Source organism: Actinophytocola sp., from assembly GCF_036378875.1.
GTDB lineage: Bacteria > Actinomycetota > Actinomycetes > Mycobacteriales > Pseudonocardiaceae > Actinophytocola.
This window is the reverse complement of sequence record NZ_DASUVO010000168.1, coordinates 233,125-257,209: the sequence shown is the minus strand read 5'-3', so window position 1 is coordinate 257,209 and position 24,085 is coordinate 233,125. Positions and strand designations below refer to the sequence as shown.

Below are 24,085 nucleotides of genomic sequence, written 5' to 3'. Positions count from 1 at the left end.
AGCGCGGCGAACTGGTCCCACAACGGGTTGATAAGCCATGATGGCAGAGCAGGCACGGGTACTCCAGGTGATCACGAAGCGTCAGCAACTTCATGATCACCAAGCCCGTGCCTGCTCCTCACGCCGGGCCAACCAGCCCCCGTTACCTTCTTCAACCTGCGCGGGCTCTTAGACACCCACATGATCAACCAGAGACCGTGCCTCCCATGCGGGTGATCGACTTTGACGAACCCCTGCGGGCATGGGTGGGAGATGCCTACGCAACCATCTGTGTTGGCGTTGATCATGAACGCGATCTTGCCTGCCCTCCCCTGCTCGCTTGCTGATCTCCCTCGCGCGATCCGCTCGCCAACGTCCCTCGCAAGTTCTGCTCGCCGGGCCTCTCATTCGCCCGATCAGCTGCCCACCCAGCCAGCTCGCCCGATCCGCCTGATCGCCCTCGGATCCCCCTGGCCCTGGCCCCCTCGACCTCCTCCACCCTTGACAACCCCCGCCTCTCCCTCGTATTAACTATCCAGTTCGTTCGTTCTCTTGTTCGCCGACGATGCCTGACATGAGGAGCGCGCCGTGACCGATTCCCTCGCCGGTCGGAAGAGCCCAGAAGGAAAGCCGCGGCAGGCTGCGGTTGCCGCTTGGATCGGTAGTGCGCTGGAGTACTACGACTTCTTCATCTACGGCACGGCCGCCGCGCTCGTGTTCAACAAGGTCTTCTTTCCCGACTCGGATCCGGCCACCGGCACGTTGCTCGCCGTCGCGACGTTCGGGGTTGGGTACGCGGCTCGGCCGGTCGGCGCCTTCATCCTGGGGCACGTCGGGGATCGCTTCGGGCGTAAGAAGGTTCTCGTCTTCACCTTATTGCTGATGGGGGTCGCGACGTTCCTCGTCGGGTGTCTGCCCACCTACGACCAGGTCGGTGTGCTCGCGCCGGTCCTGTTGGTCGTGTTACGGCTCCTCCAAGGACTGTCGGCGGCGGGTGAGCAGGCCGGGGCCAACTCCATGACGCTCGAGCACGCGCCACCGGATCGCCGGGCCTACTACACGAGCTTCACGCTCAGTGGCACCCAGGCGGGCCAAATCCTTGCGACCGCGGCCTTTCTGCCAGTCGCCGCGTTGCCGGAGGACGCGCTGCTCTCGTGGGGATGGCGCGTGCCGTTCTGGGCCAGCGTGGTCGTGATCGCCGTTGGCTACATCATCCGCCGCCGGCTCACCGAGACCCCGGTGTTCGAGCAACAGGAGACGGTTTCGCGGTTGCCGGTCGTCGAACTCTTCAAGGACCACTGGCGTGACGTGCTCCGCGTCGTACTTGCCGCGGTGATCGCATCTGTTAGTACGATTTTCACCGTCTATGCGTTGAGTTTCGCAGTCAACACTGTGGGGCTCGCACGAACTCCGATGTTGTGGGTCGGGGTGCTGGCCAATGTCGTGGCGCTTGCGGCGCTTCCCCTCTGCGCGACACTCGCCGACCGCATCGGTCGCAAGCCGGTGTTCATCGCCGGGTCGCTCGGCAGCGGGGTGCTGATGTTCGCCTACCTCGGGGCCATCTCCGCCGGCAGCTACCCCTTGATCTTCCTGGTCGGCATCGTGATGTTCGGCGTCGTCTACAGCGCTGCCAACGGTATCTGGCCGTCGTTCTACGGCGAGATGTTCACGGCGCGGGTTCGCCTGTCGGGCATGGCGATCGGCACGCAGATCGGTTTCGCCATCGCTGGTTTCTCTCCGACGATCGCCGCGGCCATCGATGGGGAGGACGGCGCGAACTGGGTGCCCGTCGCCGTGCTCATCGGCGTGCTGTGCCTCGTGAACGTCCTCGCGGTCGCCACCGCTCGCGAAACCTACCGGGTGCCAACCGAGCGGCTCGGCACGAAAAGCACTGCCTCGATCGAACCAAGTGCTCCCGTTTCCGCATGAAGTAGCCCTAAAGTTCGACCATGAAGGCCGCTGTGCACACCAGGTACGGTTCACCAGACGTGGTTTCGATCGCCGAGGTGGACAAGCCTCCGGTGGGGGAACAGGACATTCTCGTCGCCGTCCATGCCACGACGGTCAACCGCACGGACTGCGCCTACCGCGCGGCGAAGCCGTTCTTCGTGCGGACGACGACCGGGCTCACCCGACCGAAGCGGACGATCCTCGGCACCGAGTTCGCCGGTGTGGTGACCGAGGTCGGCCGGGAGGTCACGTCGTTCACGGTCGGGGATCAGGTGTTCGGCTACAACGAGGGTGCGTTCGGCACACACGCCGAGTTCCTGTCGGTGCCGGCAAACGGCCCTGTCGCGACCATCCCGGCCGGCGTGTCGTTCGCGAGCGCCGCGGCCGGCACCGAAGGGTCCCACTACGCGCTCGCCATGATCAGGGTCTCAAGTGTCCAGGCCGGGCAGTCCGTCCTCGTCCACGGCGCGACCGGCGGCATCGGCTCGGCCGCGGTGCAACTGCTGAAGAGCTTGGACATCACCGTGACCGCCGTGTGCGACACGGCCAACATGGAGCTCGTCAAGGGGCTCGGCGCCGACCGCGTCGTCGACTACACCACCGAGGACTTCACCGACGACGACCAGCGATACGACGCGGTTTTCGACGCGGTCGGCAAGAGCAGGTTCGGCCGGTGCAAGCGGCTGCTCAACCCGCGCGGCGCGTACGTGTCCTCGGAGTTGGGGCCATGGGCGCAGAACTTGTTTCTACCGTTGGTCACCTTAGGCCGCGACAAAAAGGTGCGGTTCCCGTTTCCGAAGCAAGACCAGAGGATGGTCCAATACCTCGGGGAGTTACTCCAATCCGCGAAGTACGAGCCCGTCATCGACCGGCGTTACCCGCTCGACCAGATCGTCGAGGCCTACCGGTACGTCGAGACCGGACGCAAGGTCGGCAACGTCGTGATCGACGTGGTACCACCCAGCTGAGCGAACTCAGAGGACGGCGGCGGGGTCGAGCCAGTCACGCAGGGTCGGCGGCAACCGCTTCTCCAGCCCGTACGGTTCGAGGTGCGCGCCGAACACCTCGGCGAACGCCCGCGCCACGCTTTCGTCGTCCCAGTTCTCCCTGGTCAGGACCGGTTCCTTGAAATAGGGCTGCCCAACGAGGTGCAGTTGGGGTCCGTTGCAACGGATCACCTGGCCGGTGACACCACGCGAGCGGTCACCGAGCAGGAACGTCACCAGCGGCGCGATTCGCTCCGGCGTGCGGTCGGGCGGGCAGTTGCGCATCGAGCGTTCACTCGCGAGCACCATCCTCGTGCGGGCGAGCGGGCACACCGCGTTTACCCGGATGCCCGCCGCCTCGAGGTCGAGCGCCCACGAATAGGTGAGCGAGGCGACCGCGCCCTTACTGGCCGCATATGTGCCGAGCGCGCGCTGGCCAAGTGCCGCGCCGGAGGAGATGTTGACGATCGACCCGCCTGGCCGCATTGCGCGAATCGCGGCAAGTCCGGTGTAAATGACGCCGAGGACGTTCACTTCCACCAGTTCGCGCACCCGGTCGGGGTCGTCGTCCCACGGTAGCGCCGTGTAGTTCAGCGCCGCGTTGTTCACCAGCCCGTCCAGCTGGCCGAACTCGGCCATGCACAGCCCCACGAGTGCTCGTGCCTGTTCGGCGTCGGCCACGGAGTGTGTGCTGACCGCCGCCACACCGCCGGAAGCCGTGATAGCGGCCGCCGTCTCGTACGCCAGTTCGGCGTCGACGTCGTTGACCACCACGGCCGCCCCGACCCCCGCCGCATGCTGCGCGAATGCCCGCCCAAGTCCTTGCCCAGCGCCGGTCACCACGACCGCGCGCCCATCCAGTGTTGTCAGTGTCGTCCCCGTCATCGATGCCATAGCCGACTCCCCACAGTCGCCTCCCCTGATGGGTTCAGTGTCCATCGTGGAAAGCGATCGGGGGTGTCCACGACAGGGGTAAACGCGATGGGAGGTCGGATCCTGCGACAAACGCGCGGTCCGGTGTTCGGCCCCGCCGTACCGCCCAACCGAACGCCGAACGGCGTAACGTCGAAAAGGTGACGAGTGCGGAGCTGCTCATCGACGCGTTCGGGCGAGTCAGGGAGGTCGTCCACCACGTCGTCGACGGACTCAGCGACGACCGCTTGGCGCACAGGTTGGGACCAGAGGCCAACTCCATCGCCTGGCTGGTGTGGCACCTGACCCGAATCCAGGACGATCACGTCGCCGACGCGGCGGGCATCGACCAGGTGTGGCCGAAGTGGGTGGATCGCTTCGGCCTGCCGTTCAGCCCGCGCGACACCGGCTACGGGCACGGCCCGAGTGCGGTCGAGGCGGTGCGGGTGCCGGGTGAGCTGTTGATCGGCTACCACGACGAAACCTACCAACAGACCATCCAGTATGTTGCCGACGTCACCGACGCTGATCTCGGTCGCATCGTGGACCGACGTTGGAACCCGCCGGTGACACTTGGGGTTCGGCTGGTCAGCGTCGTGTCGGACGACCTGCAGCACGCGGGGCAGGCCGCGTTCGTGCGCGGGCTGTTACCCCGGTAGGGGGTGGAATGGGAATCGGACGCGGCTGGCGATGGCGCCGGAAGCGGCAGGACTGGCTCACGCGCGATCTCGACAACGCCGAGGTCATGTTGCGCCTCTCCCGGTGGATGGCCGCGCGATGGTCCCGGCACGAGTTCGACGTCGGCTCGATCCTGCTCGACTACACCCGACGCCTGGCGGAGGCGGGCCGCCACGAGGACGCGCTCGCCGCGCTCAACGAGGCCATCGACATCGGCAGTCGGCACGTCCACGCCAAGCCGCTGCGGTACGCGCCGAACCTGGCGGCCGCCCTGCTGATGAAGGCGCACCTGCTCGCGGAGCTCGGTCACATGGAGGAGGCCGTCTCCACCGCGGAGGGCGCGGTCGACATCTACCGCACGCTGGTGCCGGGTGACCAGGCGCGGTTCGAGCCGATCCTGTTCGCCGCACTGACCTCGGTCGGCTTCTGGCGCCACCAGCGTGGCGAGTTCACCCAAGCCCGGCCCGCGTTCGAGGAAGCGGCGGAGCTTGCGCGGCGCCTGCCACCGGCACGGGTGGCGGACCGGGCCATGGCGTTGAACAACCTCGGCGCCGTCTGCCAGGAACTCGGCGACAGCTCCGACGCGCTTCCTCCGCTGGAGGAAGCGGTCGCGATCCGCCGACGGCTGCTCGCCGAGGACCGCGAGCGCTACGAGCCGGACCTGGTCGCGTCCCTGCGCAACCTGGAACAGACGCTCAGCGCGCTCGGCCGTTACGTCGAGGCGGTGGCGGTCGTGGACGAGATCTCCGCCCTGTCCAAGAGTTCGAGCCCGGCGGCCGACGGCGATCCCGGTTCGGCGTAGAAAACCGCGAGTCACTGACCGCCGTCGCCCGGAAGGGCCGGACGTCGGTCAGCGTCAGCTCGCCGGTCACCAGGTGCCGCAAGCGGGCTGCTGACCCGCACAACCGACGCCGTCGCAAAATTTCGATGTTCCGTCGGATTCTTGCTAAGACTCGCGTTGCTGTTGCATGCTGTTGAGCGAACGTCGGCACCCCTGCTGTCTCAAAGAAGAGAGACGCCCATGACACGTTCGCGGCTGACTGCTGGCATCCTCGTGGCGGGTCTCGCCGCCGTGGGGATCTCCTTCACCCCCGCCTCCGCCGCGAGCGGAGTGCTCCCCAGCGCAACCCAGGCGCCGCTCGCCGAGGAGCCCCTCGCACGAACGGTGTCCGCGAGCAGCGCGCTGCCGGGCTACCCCGTCGCCAACGTGGTCGACGGCAACCAGGCGACCTACTGGGAAAGCACGAACAACGCGTTCCCGCACTGGATCCAGGCCGACCTCGGTTCGACCAAGGCGCTGACCAGGATCGTGCTCAAGTTGCCGACCACCTGGGAGGCACGCACACAAACCTTCGCCGTGCTGGGCAGTTCCGACGGAACCTCGTTCGCCGGGCTCGTCCCTTCGACCGGCCACACCTTCTCCCCCAGCGCCAACACCGTCACCATCCCCGTCAGCGGGAGCACCCGTTACGTGCGGTTGCAGATCACCGCCAACACCGGGTGGCCGGCCGCGCAACTGTCGGAGTTCGAGCTGTACGGACCGGGCTCCAGCACGGCGGCGAACCTCGCCCTCGGTAAGCCGATCGAGGCGTCCTCGACGGTGCACACCTTTGTCGCGACCAACGCCAACGACGACAGCGTCGGCACTTACTGGGAATCCGCCGCCACTTACCCCAGCACGTTGACCGTCAGGCTCGGCGCCAACGCCGATGTCTCGTCGATCGCGGTCAAACTCAACCCCGATCCGATCTGGGGGCCGCGCAGCCAGAACATCCAGATTCTCGGTCGGGACCAAGGGGCGAGCGGCTACACCCAACTGGTCGCGCGCGCCGACTACGCGTTCAACCCGGCCACGAACCAGAACGCGGTGACGATCCCGGTCACCGCACGAACAGCCGACGTGCGGCTGCAGTTCTTCGCCAACACCGGTGCGCCCGGCGGGCAGGTCGCCGAGCTCCAGGTCTTCGGCACGCCCGCGCCGAACCCGGACCTGATCGCCACCGACACCATGTGGACACCCGCGAACCCGACCGAGGCCAGCCAGCTCACCCTGTCGGCCACCGTCCGGAACGCCGGCACCGCGAGCGCCCCCGCGAGCGCGGTGAGCATCAGCCTCGGCGGCGCGGTCGTTGGCACCGCGCAGGTCGGTGCGCTCGCGGTGGGCGCGTCGACCACCGTGTCGGTCAACGCGGGCACGCGGCCGGCCGGCAGCTACCCGGTCGCCGCCACCGTGGACCCGGCCAACACGGTCATCGAACAGAACGACACGAACAACACCCACACAGCACCGTCGCCACTCGTGATCACGCAAGCGCCCGGCCCGGACCTCGTGGTCACCGGAGTCACGGCGAACCCGCCGAACCCGGCCATCGGCGCGCCGGTCACGTTCACCGTGAACGTGCACAACCGCGGCACGTCCGGTGCGGCCGCGAGCGTCACCCGGGTGGCCGTGGGTGGCACGACCCTCAACGCCAACACCGGCGCGCTCGCCGCCGGCGCGACGGTCGCGGTGCAGGTGGGCACGTGGACGGCCACGAGTGGGGGCGCCACGGTCACCGCGACGGTAGACGCCACCGGGGTCGTCGCCGAGACCAACGAGACGAACAACGCGCTGAGCGTGCCGCTCGTCGTCGGCCGCGGCGCCGCGGTGCCGTACGTGGAGTACGAGGCCGAGTCGGCGCAGTACCAGGGCCAGCTGCTGGAGGCCGATCCGCTGCGTACGTTCGGGCACACCAACTTCGCGACCGAGTCGTCCGGCCGCAGGTCGGTGCGCTTGAACAACACCGGCCAGTACGTCGAGTTCACCTCGACCAACCAGGCGAACTCGATCGTGGTGCGCAACTCGATCCCGGACGCGTCGGGGGGCGGAGGTCAGGAAGCGACGATCAGCCTGTACATCGACGGCGCCTTCGCGCGGAAACTGACGCTGTCGTCGAAGCACAGCTGGCTGTACGGGAACACCGACGATCCAGAAGGGTTGACGAACACGCCGCAGTCCGATGCCCGGCGCCTGTTCGACGAGTCGCACGCGCTGCTCGGCCAGTCCTACCCGCCCGGCACCAGGTTCCGCCTGCAACGCGACTCCGGGGACAACGCCGCGTTCTACGTCATCGACCTGGTCGATCTGGAGCAAGTCGCGCCGCCGTCGCAGCAACCGGCCGGCTGTACGTCGATAACGCAGTACGGCGCGGTGTCCGGCGATGGAATCGACGACTCCGCCGCACTACAACGTGCGGTCACCGACGACCAGAACGGCGTCATCTCCTGCGTGTGGATCCCGGCCGGCCAGTGGCGGCAGGAACGGAAGATCCTCACCGATGACCCGAACGACAACGGGTACAACCAGATCGGGATCAGCAACGTCACGATCCGCGGCGCCGGGATGTGGCACTCACAGCTGTACTCGCTGATCGAGCCGCAGAACGCCGGCGGCATCAACCACCCGCACGAGGGCAACTTCGGGTTCGACATCGACAAGAACGTGCAGATCTCCGACATCGCGATCTTCGGTTCGGGCCGGATCCGCGGTGGCGGTGGCGCCGAGGGCGGCGTCGGCCTCAACGGACGGTTCGGCACCGGCACGACGATCAGCAACGTGTGGATCGAGCACGCGAACGTCGGTGTGTGGGTCGGCCGGGACTACGGCAACGTCCCGGCGCTGTGGGGCCCGGCGGACGGTCTGCAGTTCAGCGGTATGCGCATCCGCAACACCTACGCCGACGGCATCAACTTCACGAACGGGACCCGGAACTCGCGGGTCTTCAACTCGTCGTTCCGCAACACCGGCGACGACGCCCTCGCGGTGTGGGCCAACCGTTATGTGAAGGACCCGGCCGTCGACATCGCGCACGACAACGCGTTCGTCAACAACACCGTCCAACTTCCGTGGCGCGCCAACGGAATCGCGATCTACGGCGGCTACGGCAACCGGATCGAGAACAACGTGGTTCACGACACGATGAACTACCCCGGCATCATGCTGGCGACCGACCACGACCCGCTGCCGTTCTCGGGACAGACGATCATCGCGAACAACGGGCTCTACCGCTGCGGCGGCGTCTTCTGGGGTGAGCAGCAGAAGTTCGGCGCCGTCACGTTCTTCGCGCAAGGTCTCGACATCCCTGGCGTAACCCTGCGAGATACGGACATCCACGACTCCACCTACGACGGAATTCAGTTCAAGTCGGGCAGCGGCCAGGTCAACGCCGCGATCACGAACGTTCGCATCGACAAGTCCAACAATGGCGCCGGACTCCTGGCGCACAGCGGCGCACGAGGAAGCGCGACGCTCACGAACGTGACGATCACCAACTCGGCGGCGGGCAACGTCGTCGTGGAACCGGGCTCGCAGTTCGTCGTCAACGGCGGTTAGCGCAGTGAGATCGCCGCGGCGGCCAGTGGCCGCCGCGGCGATTGTCATTTCCCGGCCGACATCAGGTCGACGTTGAACACGATCTTGTCGTACGACGTGGGTTTCGCCGTCGTCGTGCGGGTCGCCGCTGGGCCGTTCGGGCCTGCTGAGGGCTTTCCCGGCGTGAAGAGCCACGTCGTGAACAGGTCATCGAGCTGCTGGCCCGAGACTTCCTCCGACAGCGCGATGAAGTCGTCGGTCGTGGCGGTGGCGTACTTGTGCTCTTCGGTCCAGGTGCGGAGGATCGCGAAGAAAGCATCGTCACCCACGGCGGTTCGGAGTGCCTGTAGGGTCATGGCGCCGCGGAAGTAGACCGCGCGGTGCAGTTGGTTCGGCACACCCGGGTTGCCGGGCAACACCTGCCAGAAGGGGTCATCGGCCGGGATGGTGTCGTACCGGAACTGCGCGATCTCCGCCGGCGTGCCTTCACCCTCGTAGTCCGACCAGAGAAACTGGGCGTAGGTGGCGAAGCCTTCGTTCAACCAGATGTCCCGCCAGTCGTCGACCGACACCGAGTCGCCGACCCACTGGTGCGCGAGTTCGTGCGCCACCACGGACGTGTTCGTGCCAGGGAAGAAGAAGACGCTGTCGTACACCGGTCGGGTCTGTGTCTCCATGGCGTAACCGAGCCCGGCGTCGACGACCACACCGCCCTGGGTCTCGAACGGGTACGGGCCGAACCAGTTCTCCAGAACTTGGATGATCTCCGGTGTTCGTTCGACCGAAGCCCGCGCCGCCGGTCCGTTCGCACCGAGGGCGTCGCTGTATGCCGTGATCAAGGTCTGCCCGGTCGGGCCGGGAGCCACCTTCAGATCGAACTGGCCGATCGCCAGAAACGCCAGATACGGTGCCTGCGGGCTCAGGCTGCGCCAACTCCACCGCACCCACTGCGGCGCTTCCTGCCGGATAGCCATGAGCTCACCGTTGGAGAGCGCCTCGACACCGGGTGGCACCGCGATCGACACGTCGAAAGTCGCCTTGTCCCGCGGATGGTCGTTGCTGGGGAACCACCATGGCGCGATATGCGGAGCGTTGGTGGCCACGGCGCCGGTGGCGGTGCGCAGCCAGCTCGGGTTCCCGTACAGGCGATAGGACTCGGGAGTGTCGCTGTAGCGGACCACGATCGTGAGGCGCCGGCCCGCGGGGAGCGGGGCGATCGGAGTGATGGTCAGTTCGCCGCCGTCGCTGCTGAACTCCGCAGGCCGACTGTTCACCAGTACCGACGACACCCGCAGGAGAAAGTCGAGGTTGAACTGAGTCACATCCTGCGTTGTCGTCGCGAGAATCGTGGTTGTGCCGAACAATCGGTCATTCGCCGGCAGATAACTCAGACGAATGTCGTAGTGGTCGACGACGTAGCCGCCATTACCGTCGAGCGGATAGTACGAGTCCCCAATGCCTGGATCTCCTGGCGAACTGACGGCCGCGGCGGCGGGTGAAACGAACAACCCGATTGCCAACCCGGCGACTGCCATGGACTTCAGAAAACGTAACCTCATGTGCCGCAACCTCCCGTGCGTGAGGAGCCCCCGCGGCACGGTAACCCGCCGACACGATCAAACACCGGCGAATTAGCCGAATTAGCCGGCACAGTACGATCACGTGCGTGGACTTGACGCCCGATCAGTGATGCAGAGCGGCCTTCGGACCCAGGTACAGGCCGCCGTTGACGTCGAGGACCTGGCCGGTCACCCACCGGCTGTCCGGTGAGGCGAAGAACGCCACCGCGTCGGCGATGTCGACGGGCTCGCCGACGCGACCGAGGGCGACGATGCGCGCGACCCCCTCCGGTGCGCCCGGCACGTCGTCCAACCACGCGTTCATGTCGGTGCGGGTGATCCCCGGCGAGATCGTGTTCACGGTGATTCCCCGCTCCCCCAACGTGTTCGCGAGACTGCGGCCGAGTACGTTCAGCGCGCCCTTCGTCATCGCGTAGACCACCTCGGGGACCGCGAACCAGGTGACCCCCGACGAGATGTTGATGATCCGGCCGCCGTCGGGCAGCAACGACAACGCGCGCTGGACGATGAAGAACGGCGCGCGCACGTTCACGCGGAAAACGCGGTCGAAGTGCTCCTCCGACGCGTCGATGCCCTCGCCGAACACCGCCGCGTTGTTCACGAGAACGTCCAACGGCCGGCCGCCGAGTCCCGCCACGAGCCCGTCGAACAGCACGTCGACCCCGTCGTCCCGCTCGAGGTCCGCCGCGACGGGGAACGCCTGACCGCCGGCCGACTCGATGGCGGCGACGGTCGCCAGCGCGGCGGCCTTGTTGGTGCCGTAGTGCACGGCCACGAGCGCGCCGTCCGCGGCGAGGCGCTCCGCGATGGCCCGGCCGAGGCCACGGGAAGCACCGGTCACGAGCGCGGTCTTGCCAGCGAGGTCTGCCATTGTTCTCCCCTGTCAGATTTGTAAGGGAACGTTCCCTTACATCGAGCCTACGGTACCGTCGATGGGTCAACCGAGCAAGGGGGGACGACGATGCGCCGCACGGCGGCGGAGACCAGGGAACACATCCTCGAGGTCGCGACCCGCCTGTTCTACTGGCACGGCATCCGCGCGACGGGCGTGGACAAGATCGCGGCGGAGGCCGGCGTGTCGACGAACGTGCTGTACCGCGCGTTCGCGACGAAGGACGACCTCATCGCGGCATACGTCGACGGACTGGTGACCGCCTCTCAGCAGCGTTTCGACGCTGCCACCGAAGCGGCGGGCCCCGACCCGCGCGACAAGATCCTCGCGATGTTCGACGCGCTCGCCGAGGACATCCGCCCTGAGGTGTTCCGCGGCTGCGCGTGCATGATGACGATGGCGGAGTTCCCCGACGAGGCGCTCCCGGCACACCGGGGCGCGGTCGGCGCGAAGGAGTGGATCCGCGCCCGGTTCGGTGAACTGGCCGAACAGCTGGGCGTCGCCGACCCGAAGACCCTCGCCGACCAGTTGTCGATCATCTGGGAGGGCACGAACACCACCGCCCAGGCACTCGGCGCGGACGGCCCACCGACCAGCACCCGGCCGCTGGTCGCGGCAGTCCTCGACCACCACGTGCGCCTGACCTCCTGAGGGGGCGCTGGTCGGGGCACGCGACCCCGACACCTGCGCCCCGGGGCGTGCCCCCGAGGCGCGGAGCCCGAGATGCGCGGCGAGACGCCGAACGCACACCCGACGCGAGGCCCGCACGCCGAACGCATTCCACAGCGCTGGCCGGCGATAGGCGAACAACGCTGAGTCAAGTGCGCTCCGCGCGGGCGAGGCGCAGGCACGCGGCGCGGTCGGCGATCTCGTCGGCGGTGAAGAGTGTGGTCGGTCGCGTCCAGCGCAGCGTCGTCGACCGCCGTTGGCCGGGCCGGGGACGTGCGCGCTACAGGCAGCGGTCTTCCGGGTCCACCGCTCGCATGATGCGGCGGCCGATGGTGGTCAGTTGCTGTAGCTGGGCCCTGGTCAGTGGCTCGATGACCAGGCGGCGGACCTCCGCCACGTGGCCGGGGGCCGTGGCGACGACCTTGTCCCAGCCCTCGTCGGTGAGGGTCGCCAGTGTGTAGCGGCCGTCGGTCGGGTCTGGGGTGCGGTGGATCCAGCCCTGCTTCTCCAGACGGGTGACGACCTGGGACAACCGTGACAACGAGCCCTCGGCGAACATGGCGACCTCGCTCATGCGCATCGTGCGTCCCTCCGATTCGGACAGGGCCGCCATGACCTGGTACTCGAAGTGTGTGATGCCCGCGTCGCGCTTGAGTTGGGTGTCCAGTGCCGACGGAAGGCGGATCGCCACGCTCGCCAGTGACAGCCAGGCCGCGCGCTCGTCCGCCGTGAGCCAGCACGGCTCCTGCTGACCGCCGGACGTCGGTTCCGGGTTCATGTCTGCCAGTGTAGGACGATCACTTGAAGCTTGAAGTCAATCTATCTACAGTGACTTCAAGCTTGAAGTGACAGGAGAGCATTGTGAACGTCGTGTTGTGGATCATCGCCGGCTTGCTAGCGGCCGCCTTTCTCGCCGCCGGCGTGATGAAGGCGACCCAGCCGAAGGACAAGCTCGCCGCCTCCGGCATGGGGTGGGCCGAGGACTTCAGCCCTGGCACCTTGAAGGCCATCGGCGTGCTCGAGGTGTTGGCCGCGATCGGGCTCATCCTCCCGGCCGTGCTCGACATCGCGCCCGTGCTGGTACCCCTGGCCGCGCTCGGCCTGGTGCTGATGATGATCGGCGCTGTGGTCGTGCACGCCCGGCGCCGCGAGAACCAGGCGATCCCGATCAACCTGGTGCTACTGGTCCTCGCCGCCGTCGTTGCCTGGGGCCGTTTCGGGCCTCAGTCCTTCACCGCCTGACGAAGGCGGTCAGCGGTGGTGGTCGGCCGCCTCCTGGACTCGTTTCCACTGGTTCGTCCACCACTGCTCGTCGCCCATCTCGTCGTGGTCCTTGCCGCCGCGGCCGTCGATCGCCTCCCGGATGATGTCCGCGTGCCCCGCGTGCTGGGCCGTGTCGGTCAGCGTTCGTACCACCAGTGAGCCGAGGGTGGTCTGGCGACGGTCTTCCGGCCACCACGGGACGGAGGCGGGTGCGTCCAGTCCCAACTGTTCGATCGACTCGTCGCTGTGTTGCCAGGCGCGTTGGTACAAACCCACGATGTAGTCGCGGCTCTCGTCCGGCTTCGCCCACATGTCGGCGCCCTCCCACACCGAGCCGTCCTCCTCCCAGGGCAGCGTTACCGGCGCCGGGCGGCCCACACAGTTGCCCAGGTAGCCGAACTCGATGCCCACCAGGTGCTTCACCAGGCCCAGCAGGTTGGTGGCGCTCGGCGTCACCGGGCGCCGGACGTCGTACTCCGACAGACCGTCCAGCCTGCCCAGCAGTGCTTCCCGGCTCTGTCGCAGGTATCGGTGCAGGTCCTTGGTGATCTCTTCAGCCATGGGGCGCAGACTAGGCGGGGTCACCGACAAAATTGGGTGCGACGTCCAGGATCTGGTCGAGTCCGGTCACGGCCAGTGGCCGCGTGACCGCACGCCCACCGGGCAGGATCTCGAGCCTGCTCCCCAGCGTGCGACATCGCTCGTGGTGTGCCAAGAGGACGGACAAACCGGCCGAGGCCAGAAAGTTGAGCCCGGTGAGATCCAGAACCACCGGCGCCGGCGGCACGACGATCGCTTCGGCCAGGTCGAGCTGCGTGGACAACCTCGGAGCGGTCAGGATGTCGAGGTCGCCACACACCCGCACGACCACCGAGTGGTTCTCCACCGTGCGCTGTATCCACAGCAACGCGTCCAAGTCAGTCATGGCACCTCCACGACCTGGGGGAAGTCAAAGCCTAGTCGAGCCGACACCGGTGCGCACCACCTCCATTGTGGACAGATGGAAAAGCGTTGCGTTGTCAGCGTTAACATCGATCAACGAAACCGGGCAACCCGCACCGCGGTGTGCGCGTCCACCAGTCATGGGTTTCGTGGTCGCGCAACTGCTCCGCTTCGCGTGGCTCGAAGCTCGTTGCTGCGCCTTCGCGGTCGCGGTGTTCGGCGGGCTCGCACTCTCGAAGATCGTGCCGCTGCCGATCCCGCGCTACGACGCGCTGTTGATCTACTGCGTCCTGGTCACCATGGTGTTCCTGATCTTCCGCTGGGAGACGACCCGGGACGTCCTGATCATCGCCGGTTTCCATCTCATCGGGCTGGTGTTCGAACTCGTCAAGGTGCCGCTCGGTTCGTGGAGCTACCCGGAGCCGGCGTGGACGAAGATCTTCGGTGTGCCGCTCTACAGCGGTTTTCTCTACGCGGCGGTGGGCAGCTACATGGTCGCGGCCTGGCGGCTGCTCGAGCTGCGCGTGTCCGGCTACCGGGCGGCGCCGACGGCCGTGGTGGCCGGGGCGATCTACGTCAACCTGATCACCCACCACTGGCTGCCGGATCTGCGGTGGCCGCTTGCCGGGCTGCTCGTCGCCGTCACGTGGGGCGCGACCGTCCACTTCACCGTCGGCGGTCACCGTTACCGGATGCCGCTCGCGTTGGCGTTCGTGCTCACCGGTTTCTTCCTGTGGCTCGCAGAGAACATCGCGACGTACTTCGGCGCATGGCGTTACCCGCACCAGCTGGCGGCGTGGCGGCTCGTCGACCCGGCGAAGTTCGGTGCGTGGGCGATGCTCATCAGCGTCACGTTCGTGCTCGTCGCGGCGTTTCGGGCACGGGCTGGGCGGCTGCGGGAACCTCCGGCCGGGTTCGTAGTGCCCACGACGTGAGTGCCGGCACCGGCAGCACGGCGCACACGAACAGCGCCCCCACCAACAGCCATCCGCCCGCGCCGAACATGTCCAGCGCGATGGTGAACACGGCCGGCGCGAACATCTGCACGGTCGCCGTCGTGGACTGGCTGATGCCCTGGTACACCCCTCGGGCACGCTCGTCCATCAGGGTGACCGACAGTCCCCACTGCGCGGCGACGTAGCCGAGTTCGCCGGTCAGGTGCAGCAGCGCGGCGGCCATGAGCACGGCCACCCCCGCGGCACCGGCCAGCCCGTCCGTGGTGGCGAGGAGAACGCAGCTGGCCGCCAACGCGCCCCCGGCAACCATCGCGGTGCGTGCCGACTGTCTTGCCGTTTGGGCGAAGCGGCCCGCGGGGATCTGCAGTGCCGCGATGCCCACCGAGCTGATGACCACGACCAAACCGCCGAGTCCCAGCGGCAGCGACGTGAACCCGGCGAGCCACACAGGCAGGCCCGTCGACAGCATCGCCCAGCACAGCGACAGCACGGATGTCGCGGCCATCACCGCCATGTAGGGCCGGTCGGCCAGCGCGTGCCTGGTCCGCAGCCGGCGTACCGATGTGGGCGCCGACGGCACCAGTGCGGTGAGCACCGCCAGCACCACGAACGTCACCGCGTTGCCGACAATCGCGGCCGTGTAGACGACCGGCCGGTCGGCGGTCAGCACCAGCGCCCCAACACCGGCGCCGGCCGCGTACCCGACGTGCTGCGCGACGCGCTGGCCGGCAAGCGCCGTCAGCCGCTCCGCGGTGCCGGGCACGAGCGCGGCGACCAGGGCGGTCCGCACGGCACCGGCACCGTTCGTGACGCCGACGAACACCATGGTGACGACCAGGAACGACCAGAACTCGGACACCAGCAGGTAACCCGCCATGGCGACTCCCTCGACGGCCGCGAGCACGACGAGCACCGTGCGCGCGTTCGTCCGGTCCGCCAGCGCGCCGAGCGGCACGGTCGCGAGGAGGCCCACGCCGGCGGCGACGGCCATGCCGAGTCCCACGACCGTCGGCGCCAACCCGACGACACGGGTGAAGTAGATCGCCCAGAGTGTGAACCACAGACCGTCGCCGAGCGCGGAGATCCCGCGCCCCCACAACAGCAGGGTGAGTCCTCGCATTTCGCACCTCCACCATTCACGCTATCCTGAATGGTGTGCGACCGCATGACACCGTACTCGACACCACGGCCGCGCTGGCGCGCGAGCTGTCGGACCCGGTCCGCCTGGCGGCGCTCCAGTTGCTGGCGACGGAGGGCCCGCACACGCAGGCACAACTCGCCGACGCGGTCGGGGTGTCCACACCGAGGATGGGCAACCACCTGGCGCGACTGCGTGACGCGGGGCTGGTGGCCGTGACGCACGAGGGCCGGCACGCGCGGTACCGGGTGGCTCGTGCCGACCTCGGCGCCGTGCTCACGACGCTGACCCACTTCGCACACGGGGACGCGCCGTCGTTCGCCAGGAGCCCGAGCCGGGCCGACCTCGCGCACACGTGTTACGACCACGTGGCCGGCCGGCTGGGCGTGACCGTGTTCGCCACGCTCGTCGACCGCGCCGCCCTGTCCACTGTGGATGACCAGGTCGCCATCGGCCCGAACGAGCTGGCATTCTGGGACCTCGGCGTCGATCCGGCCACTGTGGACGCCGGCCGGCGCAAGCTCGTCACCGCGTGCCTCGACCGTAGCCACCGGCTCCCGCACCTCGGCGGCGCGCTCGGCGCGGCCCTGCTGTCCGCTCTGGAGCGGGAGAAACTCGTCCAGCGGGTGCCGGACAGCAGGGACCTGGTGATCACGACCGCCGGACGAAAGAAGCTACCGGCCCTGCTTCCCGGGTGGCACTAACGCCCCTTCGCCAAGTCGCCGAGCAGGCGCTGCGCTGGCCGCCGTGATCGCGGGGACGATGTGGTCCGCCAATGCCTTGGGACCAGCCAGGAACGGCAACGTGCCGTCGGCCAGCTCGCCGGTGACCCGCAGAGCCTGCGGGCCCATGGCGGCCACCGCCACCGGCACCGGCGAGCCACCTGCCACCGCGGACGGTATCGGCGTCCTCGCCACCAGTGTCTCGCCCGTGAAGTCGACCATGCCCGTGTCCACGACGTACCGAAGCGCGGTGAGGAACTCTCGCAACCGCAGGATCGGGCGGTCGTACGGCACGCCGAACACCGGCTCGACGAACAGCTCCGCACCGAGACCGCCGCCGAGCGTGTAACGGCCGGCGGCCGCCTGCGTGGTCTGCGCCTGGCTCGCGACCAGGATCGGGTGCCGCGCGAAGATCGGCACCACGGACGAGCCGACCGCGAGCTCGGGCACCTCCCGGCCCACGATGCCGGCCAGCGCTATCGAGTCGACGTCGAACAGCTGCGGCAGCCGGCCGACCGTATCCCGGGCGGCGGCCGCCTCCCGCGCGAGCGCCACCGCCGAGTCCACCACGTTGTCCATGCCGGCGCCGGCCGGCAGCGTCACCCCCATACTCATGGGAGGCCCAGGTGCGACCGCAGGGTGGTGCCCTCGTACTCGGTGCGGAACACGCCCCGCTCCTGCAGCAGCGGCACCACCGTGTCGGCGAAGACGTCCAGCCCGCCCGGAGTGAGGTGCGGGACGAGGATGAACCCGTCGCTCGCGTCGCGCTGCACCAGGTCGTTGATCTGCTCGGCCACCGTCGACGCGGACCCGATGAACGTCTGCCGGGCGCTGACCTCGATCATCAGCTCACGGATCGACAGGTTCTTCTCCTCGGCCAGCTCGCGCCACTGTCGCGCCGTGGCAACGGGATCACGGGTCATGCGCACGCTCGCCCTGCCCTTGGACAACGTGTGCTCGCCCGGCAGCGGATCGGTCTCGGGCAGTGGGCCATCCGGGTCGTAGGCGGACAGGTCGGCGTTCCACACCTGCTCCAGCAGTTTGATCGCGGTCTGCCCGCTCACCTGTTGGCGCCGCACGACCGCCGCCAGCTCCCGGGCGTCCGCGTCGGTGTCGCCCAGCACGAACGTGGCCGCTGGCAACACCTTCAGTGAGTCCGGGGTGCGCCCGTAGCGGGCGAGCCTGCCCTTCACGTCGGCGTAGAACGCCTGCCCCGCCTCGAGTGTGCCGTGCCGGGAGAAGATCGCGTCGGCGGTGGCCGCGGCGAACTCGCGGCCTTCGTTCGAGTCGCCGGCCTGGAAGATCACCGGGCGGCCCTGCGGGCTTCGTGGCACGTTGAAGTTGCCGGCGATGTCGAAGTGGTCGTCGCGGTGGGCGAACTCCCCCGGCGACGACGTGGTCAGGAACCGTCCGGTCTCCTTGTCCGCCACGATCTCGTCGCCGTGCCACGAGTCGAACAGCTGCCATGCCGTGCGCAGGAACTGCTCGGCGCGGGCGTACCGGTCGACCTCGGCGAGGAAGCCGCCGCGGCGGAAGTTCTCACCGGTGAACGCGTCCCACGACGTGACCACGTTCCACGCCGCCCGGCCGCCGGAGAGATGGTCGAGGCTCGCGAACTGCCGGGCCACCTCGTAGGGCTCGTTGAACGTCGAGTTGATCGTGCCCGCCAGTCCCAGATGGGCGGTCACGGCGGACAGTGCGGCCAACACGGTGAAGGTGTCGGGCCGGCCCACCACGTCCAGGTCGTAGATCTGGCCGCCCTGTTCACGCAGCCGCAGCCCTTCGGCGAGGAACAGGAAGTCGAACCTCGCTCGTTCCGCCGTGCGCGCGAAGTGCTCGAACGACGAGAACTCGATGTGGCTGCCCGCCGCCGGGTCGCTCCACACGGTCGTGTTGTTCACGCCGGGGAAGTGCGCGGCGAGGTGAACCTGCTTGGTCATCGTGCCCCCACGGCATACCTGTTGGCCGGCCGGGAAAGGCCCAGCCGGTCCCGCAACGTGCCGGCGCCGTACCCGCGGCGGAACACCCCGCGTGCTTGGAGTTCCGGCACCAGACCCCTGGTGATCGCGGTGAGGTCGTGCGGCAGCGCGCCTGGTCGCAGCCGGAACCCGGAGAGTCCTTTCACCTGCCATGCCAGCAGGAGATCGGCCAACCCCGTTGGTGTGCCGGTGAACACCGCCGTGTCCGTGGTGAACGAGGCCAGGTCGTCCAGTCGCGCCAGCCGGTCGGCGGCGGCACCAGCGGAGTCGTCGAGGAACACCGTCAGGTCAGCGAAAACGTGCGGCACACCGGTGATCTGTGCGGTAATCGCCGCCGCGTCGTCGGCATCGCGAGGGGTCACGAACACGACGTCCACCGACCGCTCGGCGAACCGGTACACGGGTGCGGCGTGCGCCAGCGCGAACACGGGCGGCTGTCCCTGCGGTGGGCGCGGTGTGATCGACGGGCCCTTGACGCTGAACCAGCGACCCACGAAGTCGATGTAGTGCAGCTTGTCGCGGTCGACGAACCGGCCGGTGGCCGCGTCGCGGATCTCGGCGTCGTCCTCCCAGCTGTCCCACAGCCGCCGCACGACCTCCACGTAGTCGGCGGCCTCGTCGAGCAGGTCGTCGACGCCGAGGTCCTGGCGTCGGCCGACGTGTTTCGCGTGCTCTGCCGAGGCTCGCACCCGCACGCCGGCTCGGCCCGTGCTGGCGTAGTCGAGGGTCGCGACGGCCTTGGAGATGTGGAACGGCTCGGTGTGGCTGGTGATCACCGTGGGCACCAGGCCGATCCGGCTCGTGCGGGGCGCCACGGCGGCCGCGATCAGCGTCGCGTCGAGCCGGCCCCGCACACCTTCGCGTGTGGACTGCAGGCCGAACGAGTCCTCGAACGTCACCAGGTCCAGCAGCCCGTCCTCCGCCTCGCGGACCAGGTCCGTCCAGTAGCGGGCGGTGAGCAGCTCGGTCGGGCGCGCGTCGGCCTCCCGCCACGCCGCAGGGTGCCAGCCGGCGCCGTCCAGCGCCACGGCGAGGTATGGCGCGGTCATGGCTGGTCCGCCTCCCCGGAATTCAATGTGTTGGTCACGTTGGCGGACGGAGGGCTCAGTTTGGTCACGTACTTGTGGCTGGCTTGCGTCACGTTCCCTGAGGAGCGGTTGCGAAGCACTCGGCCTGGGGTGACCTTGAGGTTGACAGAGGGTGTCTCATGACCGCACCGTGAGGACCCCGGGCAGGGCGGACGTCAACCCGTCCACCGCCGCGTCGACGCTCGCCTGGACGTCGGGGGCGAGCACCACCCCGTCCGGCGTGCGCTCGATCTGCTTGTCGATCAGGAACAGTCCTTGCACGACGTGCCGGGCGCCGAGGGCGGCGAGCACCGGCCGCAGCGCGTAGTCCACGGCCAGCGCGTGGACCGGTGCGGCGCCCGTGAGCACCGGGAGTACTGCCTTGCCGGCCAACGCGTTCGCTGGCAGCAGGTCGAGGAACGTCTTGAGCACGCCGGAGTACGCGGCCTTGTACACGGGTGACGCGACGATGAGGCCGTCGGCGTCGGTCACCTGCCGCACCACCGCACTGATCGCCGGGTCGGCCGTGTCGGCGCCGAGCAACGCGTCGGCGGGCAGTGCCCGCACGGGCACCACGTGCACGTCATGGCCGTCGAGTGAGCCCGCGATATGCCGCAGTAGTGCGACAGTTCGCGACTCGGTCGACGGGCTACCGGCCAGGGCAACGATCGAGGACAACAGAACCTCCGGTTTTCTACAGATGAGCCAGAATGTGGCGGGCCACCGCGTCGTTCTGGCGGAAGCCGACCGCGTTCGTGTTGGGTCTGGTGAACGCGCCCGGTGCGCGGGAGCTCGTGTGAGGGCCCAACGCGAACCGCCGTGGGTGTGGCCATCCCGTGGCGTCCACGAGCAATCCCGTGCCAGTGGTCAGGATTCGTCCTGTGCTGTGCTCGGCCGCCGCGTCGAGCAGGACCTCCTCGGCCAGCTCGCCGCGCTGGAACATGGTGCGTAGCAGGGGATCGGTGGCGCGGCGCACGCTCGGTGCCGGCAGGCGCGCCTCGACCAGCGTGGTCGCCTCGACCTGACCGGGCACGGCGGGGCTTCCCGCGACGAACCGACCGCCCTCGGCACGCACCCACATGTCCGGGCCGACCAGCCGGACCACACCCGCCTCGACGAGTGCGACCAGCTCCCGCAGCCGGTGCCCGGGCGGACCGCTCGCGAAGAAGCTGAAGAACCCGAACCACCACCCGTCCACATCGTCCACCTGGGACAAAGGACGCAGCTTTCCCTCGGCCACCAGGCGGGCGAGCTGACCGAACACCGACAGCAGGGTGAGGAAGGCACCGAGATCGGCACTGTAGGAGGGATTCGCGCGGCGCGTCAGGTCAGCCCCGACGTAGTCGAGGACGTGTGTGGTGAACGAGGCCCGGTCCGCGAACTCCTTGTCACGCAAGGGCCGGTCGACAGCATCGAGGTCGAGCCGGTCCCGCTCGTCCGGCACGGCCTTCGCGACCAGCACGCGCATGTCCGTGCTGTCCCAGTCCAGCGCGGCGTACCGGTCGGCGAACTCGTCCAGGTCCAGCCGCACCTTGTCGGCGTGGCCGGTGAACAGCTCGTGGTAGTAGCCCCACCCGATCTCCTTGGCCATCAGGGGCCACACGTCGGTGCGGAAGTCGAGCCGGCCCGGTCGGGCGACCAGGTCGTCGATCTCGGGTGGGCCGAAGAACCGGGGCAGTTCCGGCCGCGGCCCCTGCAAGCGGTACCGCGGTTTCGCGTGGTACGGGACGCCGCGGCGGGAACCCACGTACAGCACGGGTTCGCGGCCGGACGGGTGATAGGTGAGCGTGCCGTCCCGATCCGGCCGGAAACGGCCGCCCCTGCTCTCGGTGAGCAGCACGGCCAGATCCACGAACGCGAGCCCGAAACCGCGGGACAGCACCGTTTCCGCGGGTTCGATGTCCGACAGGTCCAGGTCGGCGGTGTAGGCCGGTGGGATGTAGCGGAGTTGATGGTTGCGGGCGTATTCCGCCAGCCGCGCCTCCTCCGCCCCGGGTGCGGCGTCCAGGTGACCGAGAGCCAGCACGACCATGTCGACCACCAGCTCGCGCCCGTCGGCGAGCCAGACCGTCTGCACCCCGTCGGGCGGGCCGGTGACGTCAACGGCCCGCGTCGCGTGCACCCGCACCTCCACCGTGTCCGGCAGAGCGTCGAGAACCCAGCTGTGGAACCAGTTCAGGTAGGCGCTCTGCAGCCGACGGGTGGGGAACGTGGTGGCGGTGACCGACCGCAGCTCGGCGAGCAGCGAGCTGTCCACAGTGGCCGCCAGTTCGCCGTCGCGGACCGCGGTGACCCACTCGGCCAGCGTCGGTCCCGGCCGGATCGGGCCTGCGCACTGCACGCTGTCGTCGGTGAACATGGTGACGTCCTCCGGCATGGAGTTCATCCGCAGCAGCGGCGACTGCGCGAACCGCCACACCCGGCCGGGACCGGGTGGGAACGGGTCGACCAGGTGCACGGTCAGGCGGCCGTGCAGCAGTTCGGGCGCGTTGGCCGCGATGCGTTCCAGCAACCCGATTCCGCGTGGACCCGCACCGACGATCGCGATGGCATGTGACCCCACGTCGGGGACGCTACGGGCTTCGTGCGGCACGCGCCGCCCCGTCCACCTGATGGGAACCGTTGACCGGCAGGGCGCCGGTTCGGTCCGATATACCCGTGTCCCCGAACACGACGGTGGTCGTCCAGCTGAACATCGAGCTTCCGAGCCACCCGGACACGCTCGCCGCGCTGTCCGACCTGTTGCACTCGGTGGCCGAGCTGCCCGGTGTCGCGATCCGCCAGCCTGGCTTGCCCCAGCACCGTGTGTCTACTTGGGACTCGGACGAGCGGTTGCGGATCATCCCCTACTCGCGGACCGTCCTGCGCCGCGGGTTACCGGTCACGCTGACCCGGCTCGAGTTCGACCTGTTGCTGTACCTGACGGAGCGGCCGCGCCGGGTGCTGCCACGCCGGCAGCTGATGGCCGACGTGTGGGGCATCGACGAGCCGCTGAACAGCCGCACCGTGGATGTCCACATCAGACGGTTGCGGGACAAGCTCGGCGCGGACCGGCCGCGGATCAGCACCGTACGTGGGATCGGCTACCGCTTCGACGGCGGGCCCGACGTGGTCATCGAGCCGGCGCCGGAGTGGGCGGTGGTGTGACACAGAAGCACCGCGCACACGACTCGACGAACACGCGAATGGCCGGCCGGTCGTCGTCCGTGCGCCAGACCACCGCGAGCTCACTCGGCGCCAACCCGCTGACGGGCCGGCACACGACGTCGTCGCGCTGGTAGATCTCGGCGTTGCCCGCCGCGACGAGGGTCACCCCCGCGCCGGACGCGACGGCCTCGAACACCTCCTCGGCGGTCTCCGCCTCGGCGCTCACCCGGGCCGGTCCGGTGCGTTCGTCGGTGGCCAGCCAGAAATCCCGCGCGGGACCGGCCGGCAACGCGACGAACGGCTCGCCGGCGAGCGCGGCGAACGGGATGGTGTCGTGCGCGGCGAGGTGGTGGCCGGCGGGCAACGCCACCCACCGCTCCTCGGTGGCGACGACGCGCCACGTCAACCCGCTGCCCGGCACGGGAAGCCACGCGATCGCCACGTCGACCTCACGCCGCGCCAGTCCGGCCGTCGGGTCGCGCCAGGAGACCTGCCGGAAGGACAGGGTCCAGTCCGCCATTACCGTTGTGACGGCGGGGATGAGCCCGCGACCGATCCTTGTCTGGAACCCGACGGTCAGCGTGGTGTCGCGGCCGGCCGCGACCACGGCGTGCTCGGCCTCCTCCCACTGGGCGATGAGCCGCCGTGCCCTCGGCAGCAGCTCGGCGCCGGCCGGGGTCAGCGACACGGTGCGGCGGTCGCGCTCGAACAGCCGGACCCGCAAGGTGTTCTCCAGCTGGCGGATCTGCTTGCTCAGCGCGGGTTGTGAGATGAACAGCCGCTCGCCCGCGGCCCTGGTGAAGCTCAGCTCCTCGGCGACCGCGACGAAGTACCGAAGATCCCTGAGGTGCGGGTCCATAACCGAAGGCTATAA

23 protein-coding genes are annotated in these 24,085 nt (G+C 68.7%); 10 read left to right on the top strand and 13 right to left on the bottom strand.

Annotated elements, in window-relative coordinates:
- Nucleotides 1–567: 567 nt before the first annotated feature.
- Both VF106_RS47310 and VF106_RS47305 read left to right on the top strand, forming a co-directional pair.
- On the top strand, nucleotides 568–1,908 hold the full coding sequence (locus VF106_RS47310) for an MFS transporter (RefSeq protein WP_330846668.1): 1,341 nt from the start codon (nucleotides 568–570) through the stop codon (nucleotides 1,906–1,908).
- 20 nt (nucleotides 1,909–1,928) lie between these two features.
- Entirely contained in the window at nucleotides 1,929–2,897 is a 969-nt protein-coding gene (locus VF106_RS47305; RefSeq protein WP_330846667.1) for an NAD(P)-dependent alcohol dehydrogenase, read from the top strand.
- 6 nt (nucleotides 2,898–2,903) lie between these two features.
- Here VF106_RS47305 and VF106_RS47300 read toward each other — a convergent pair whose 3' ends face one another.
- Nucleotides 2,904–3,809 carry an SDR family NAD(P)-dependent oxidoreductase gene (locus VF106_RS47300; protein WP_414639234.1) on the bottom strand — a complete coding sequence of 302 codons (906 nt, stop codon included), beginning with the start codon at nucleotides 3,807–3,809 and terminating at the stop codon, nucleotides 2,904–2,906.
- Nucleotides 3,810–3,988: 179 nt separating this feature from the next.
- Between VF106_RS47300 and VF106_RS47295 the strand changes: the two genes are divergently transcribed.
- From VF106_RS47295 to VF106_RS47285, 3 genes are all read left to right on the top strand, one after another.
- Nucleotides 3,989–4,486, top strand: a complete 498-nt coding sequence (locus VF106_RS47295) for a mycothiol transferase (RefSeq protein WP_330846666.1) — start codon at nucleotides 3,989–3,991, stop codon at nucleotides 4,484–4,486.
- 8 nt (nucleotides 4,487–4,494) lie between these two features.
- Nucleotides 4,495–5,307: a tetratricopeptide repeat protein gene (locus VF106_RS47290; RefSeq protein ID WP_330846665.1), complete on the top strand. Its 813-nt coding sequence runs from the start codon at nucleotides 4,495–4,497 to the stop codon at nucleotides 5,305–5,307.
- Nucleotides 5,308–5,526: 219 nt separating this feature from the next.
- Nucleotides 5,527–8,877 (top strand): CARDB domain-containing protein, encoded by a 3,351-nt coding sequence (locus VF106_RS47285; protein WP_330846664.1) that lies wholly within the window; start codon nucleotides 5,527–5,529, stop codon nucleotides 8,875–8,877.
- Between the two features lie 44 nt (nucleotides 8,878–8,921).
- Here the strand turns inward: VF106_RS47285 and VF106_RS47280 are convergent, their stop codons facing one another.
- Entirely contained in the window at nucleotides 8,922–10,391 is a 1,470-nt protein-coding gene (locus VF106_RS47280; protein WP_330846675.1) for a M1 family metallopeptidase, read from the bottom strand.
- 148 nt (nucleotides 10,392–10,539) lie between these two features.
- Nucleotides 10,540–11,307, bottom strand: a complete 768-nt coding sequence (locus tag VF106_RS47275; protein WP_330846663.1) for an SDR family oxidoreductase — start codon at nucleotides 11,305–11,307, stop codon at nucleotides 10,540–10,542.
- A 90-nt stretch (nucleotides 11,308–11,397) separates the two neighbouring features.
- On the opposite strand from VF106_RS47275, the gene VF106_RS47270 reads away from it, so the two are divergent.
- The gene (locus VF106_RS47270; protein WP_330846662.1) at nucleotides 11,398–11,979 is read left to right on the top strand and encodes a TetR/AcrR family transcriptional regulator; all 582 of its coding nucleotides are present in this window, start codon (nucleotides 11,398–11,400) and stop codon (nucleotides 11,977–11,979) included.
- A 298-nt stretch (nucleotides 11,980–12,277) separates the two neighbouring features.
- Here the strand turns inward: VF106_RS47270 and VF106_RS47265 are convergent, their stop codons facing one another.
- Nucleotides 12,278–12,775 (bottom strand): MarR family winged helix-turn-helix transcriptional regulator, encoded by a 498-nt coding sequence (locus VF106_RS47265; protein ID WP_330846661.1) that lies wholly within the window; start codon nucleotides 12,773–12,775, stop codon nucleotides 12,278–12,280.
- 83 nt (nucleotides 12,776–12,858) lie between these two features.
- Here VF106_RS47265 and VF106_RS47260 point away from each other — a divergent pair, with 83 nt between their 5' ends.
- A complete protein-coding gene (locus VF106_RS47260; RefSeq protein ID WP_330846660.1) occupies nucleotides 12,859–13,239 on the top strand; it encodes a DoxX family protein in 381 nt (126 codons plus the stop codon).
- 9 nt (nucleotides 13,240–13,248) lie between these two features.
- Here VF106_RS47260 and VF106_RS47255 read toward each other — a convergent pair whose 3' ends face one another.
- A complete protein-coding gene (locus VF106_RS47255) occupies nucleotides 13,249–13,821 on the bottom strand; it encodes a DinB family protein (protein ID WP_330846659.1) in 573 nt (190 codons plus the stop codon).
- Nucleotides 13,822–13,831: 10 nt separating this feature from the next.
- Nucleotides 13,832–14,185, bottom strand: coding sequence for an STAS domain-containing protein (locus tag VF106_RS47250; RefSeq protein WP_330846658.1), 354 nt, complete (start codon nucleotides 14,183–14,185; stop codon nucleotides 13,832–13,834).
- A 157-nt stretch (nucleotides 14,186–14,342) separates the two neighbouring features.
- On the opposite strand from VF106_RS47250, the gene VF106_RS47245 reads away from it, so the two are divergent.
- Nucleotides 14,343–15,137, top strand: coding sequence for a DUF817 domain-containing protein (locus VF106_RS47245; RefSeq protein WP_330846657.1), 795 nt, complete (start codon nucleotides 14,343–14,345; stop codon nucleotides 15,135–15,137).
- Here VF106_RS47245 and VF106_RS47240 read toward each other — a convergent pair.
- Entirely contained in the window at nucleotides 15,052–16,278 is a 1,227-nt protein-coding gene (locus VF106_RS47240) for an MFS transporter (RefSeq protein ID WP_330846656.1), read from the bottom strand. The genes VF106_RS47245 and VF106_RS47240 overlap by 86 nt on opposite strands.
- A gap of 35 nt (nucleotides 16,279–16,313) precedes the next feature.
- On the opposite strand from VF106_RS47240, the gene VF106_RS47235 reads away from it, so the two are divergent.
- Entirely contained in the window at nucleotides 16,314–17,000 is a 687-nt protein-coding gene (locus tag VF106_RS47235) for an ArsR/SmtB family transcription factor (RefSeq protein ID WP_330846655.1), read from the top strand.
- On the opposite strand, the gene VF106_RS47230 is transcribed toward VF106_RS47235, so the two are convergent.
- From VF106_RS47230 to VF106_RS47210, 5 genes are all read right to left on the bottom strand, one after another.
- Nucleotides 16,971–17,633: an LLM class flavin-dependent oxidoreductase gene (locus VF106_RS47230; protein ID WP_330846654.1), complete on the bottom strand. Its 663-nt coding sequence runs from the start codon at nucleotides 17,631–17,633 to the stop codon at nucleotides 16,971–16,973. The genes VF106_RS47235 and VF106_RS47230 overlap by 30 nt on opposite strands.
- The gene (locus VF106_RS47225) at nucleotides 17,630–18,958 is read right to left on the bottom strand and encodes an NtaA/DmoA family FMN-dependent monooxygenase (protein WP_330846653.1); all 1,329 of its coding nucleotides are present in this window, start codon (nucleotides 18,956–18,958) and stop codon (nucleotides 17,630–17,632) included. The genes VF106_RS47230 and VF106_RS47225 overlap by 4 nt, the downstream gene beginning before the upstream one ends.
- Entirely contained in the window at nucleotides 18,955–20,046 is a 1,092-nt protein-coding gene (locus tag VF106_RS47220; RefSeq protein ID WP_330846652.1) for an LLM class flavin-dependent oxidoreductase, read from the bottom strand. The genes VF106_RS47225 and VF106_RS47220 overlap by 4 nt, the downstream gene beginning before the upstream one ends.
- 156 nt (nucleotides 20,047–20,202) lie before the next feature.
- Nucleotides 20,203–20,742 carry an NADPH-dependent FMN reductase gene (gene ssuE, locus VF106_RS47215; protein WP_330846651.1) on the bottom strand — a complete coding sequence of 180 codons (540 nt, stop codon included), beginning with the start codon at nucleotides 20,740–20,742 and terminating at the stop codon, nucleotides 20,203–20,205.
- Nucleotides 20,743–20,758: 16 nt separating this feature from the next.
- Entirely contained in the window at nucleotides 20,759–22,627 is a 1,869-nt protein-coding gene (locus VF106_RS47210) for an FAD/NAD(P)-binding protein (protein WP_330846650.1), read from the bottom strand.
- 95 nt (nucleotides 22,628–22,722) lie between these two features.
- Between VF106_RS47210 and VF106_RS47205 the strand changes: the two genes are divergently transcribed.
- Nucleotides 22,723–23,211, top strand: a complete 489-nt coding sequence (locus VF106_RS47205; RefSeq protein WP_330846649.1) for a winged helix-turn-helix domain-containing protein — start codon at nucleotides 22,723–22,725, stop codon at nucleotides 23,209–23,211.
- On the opposite strand, the gene VF106_RS47200 is transcribed toward VF106_RS47205, so the two are convergent.
- A complete protein-coding gene (locus VF106_RS47200; RefSeq protein ID WP_330846647.1) occupies nucleotides 23,177–24,070 on the bottom strand; it encodes a LysR family transcriptional regulator in 894 nt (297 codons plus the stop codon). The genes VF106_RS47205 and VF106_RS47200 overlap by 35 nt on opposite strands.
- Between the last annotated feature and the right edge of the window lie 15 nt (nucleotides 24,071–24,085).

Bases quoted from the DNA above. Each gene is read 5' to 3' on its own strand.
- VF106_RS47255 (WP_330846659.1), bottom strand. From the start codon at position 13,821: ATGGCTGAAGAGATCACCAAGGACCTGCACCGATACCTGCGACAGAGC.
- VF106_RS47240 (WP_330846656.1), bottom strand. From the start codon at position 16,278: ATGCGAGGACTCACCCTGCTGTTGTGGGGGCGCGGGATCTCCGCGCTC.
- VF106_RS47225 (WP_330846653.1), bottom strand. From the start codon at position 18,958: ATGACCAAGCAGGTTCACCTCGCCGCGCACTTCCCCGGCGTGAACAAC.
- VF106_RS47250 (WP_330846658.1), bottom strand. From the start codon at position 14,185: ATGACTGACTTGGACGCGTTGCTGTGGATACAGCGCACGGTGGAGAAC.
- VF106_RS47280 (WP_330846675.1), bottom strand. From the start codon at position 10,391: ATGGCAGTCGCCGGGTTGGCAATCGGGTTGTTCGTTTCACCCGCCGCC.
- VF106_RS47200 (WP_330846647.1), bottom strand. From the start codon at position 24,070: ATGGACCCGCACCTCAGGGATCTTCGGTACTTCGTCGCGGTCGCCGAG.
- VF106_RS47270 (WP_330846662.1), top strand. From the start codon at position 11,398: ATGCGCCGCACGGCGGCGGAGACCAGGGAACACATCCTCGAGGTCGCG.
- VF106_RS47300 (WP_414639234.1), bottom strand. From the start codon at position 3,809: ATGGCATCGATGACGGGGACGACACTGACAACACTGGATGGGCGCGCG.
- VF106_RS47230 (WP_330846654.1), bottom strand. From the start codon at position 17,633: ATGAGTATGGGGGTGACGCTGCCGGCCGGCGCCGGCATGGACAACGTG.
- VF106_RS47265 (WP_330846661.1), bottom strand. From the start codon at position 12,775: ATGAACCCGGAACCGACGTCCGGCGGTCAGCAGGAGCCGTGCTGGCTC.
- VF106_RS47305 (WP_330846667.1), top strand. From the start codon at position 1,929: ATGAAGGCCGCTGTGCACACCAGGTACGGTTCACCAGACGTGGTTTCG.
- VF106_RS47285 (WP_330846664.1), top strand. From the start codon at position 5,527: ATGACACGTTCGCGGCTGACTGCTGGCATCCTCGTGGCGGGTCTCGCC.
- VF106_RS47275 (WP_330846663.1), bottom strand. From the start codon at position 11,307: ATGGCAGACCTCGCTGGCAAGACCGCGCTCGTGACCGGTGCTTCCCGT.
- VF106_RS47220 (WP_330846652.1), bottom strand. From the start codon at position 20,046: ATGACCGCGCCATACCTCGCCGTGGCGCTGGACGGCGCCGGCTGGCAC.
- VF106_RS47290 (WP_330846665.1), top strand. From the start codon at position 4,495: ATGGGAATCGGACGCGGCTGGCGATGGCGCCGGAAGCGGCAGGACTGG.
- VF106_RS47245 (WP_330846657.1), top strand. From the start codon at position 14,343: ATGGGTTTCGTGGTCGCGCAACTGCTCCGCTTCGCGTGGCTCGAAGCT.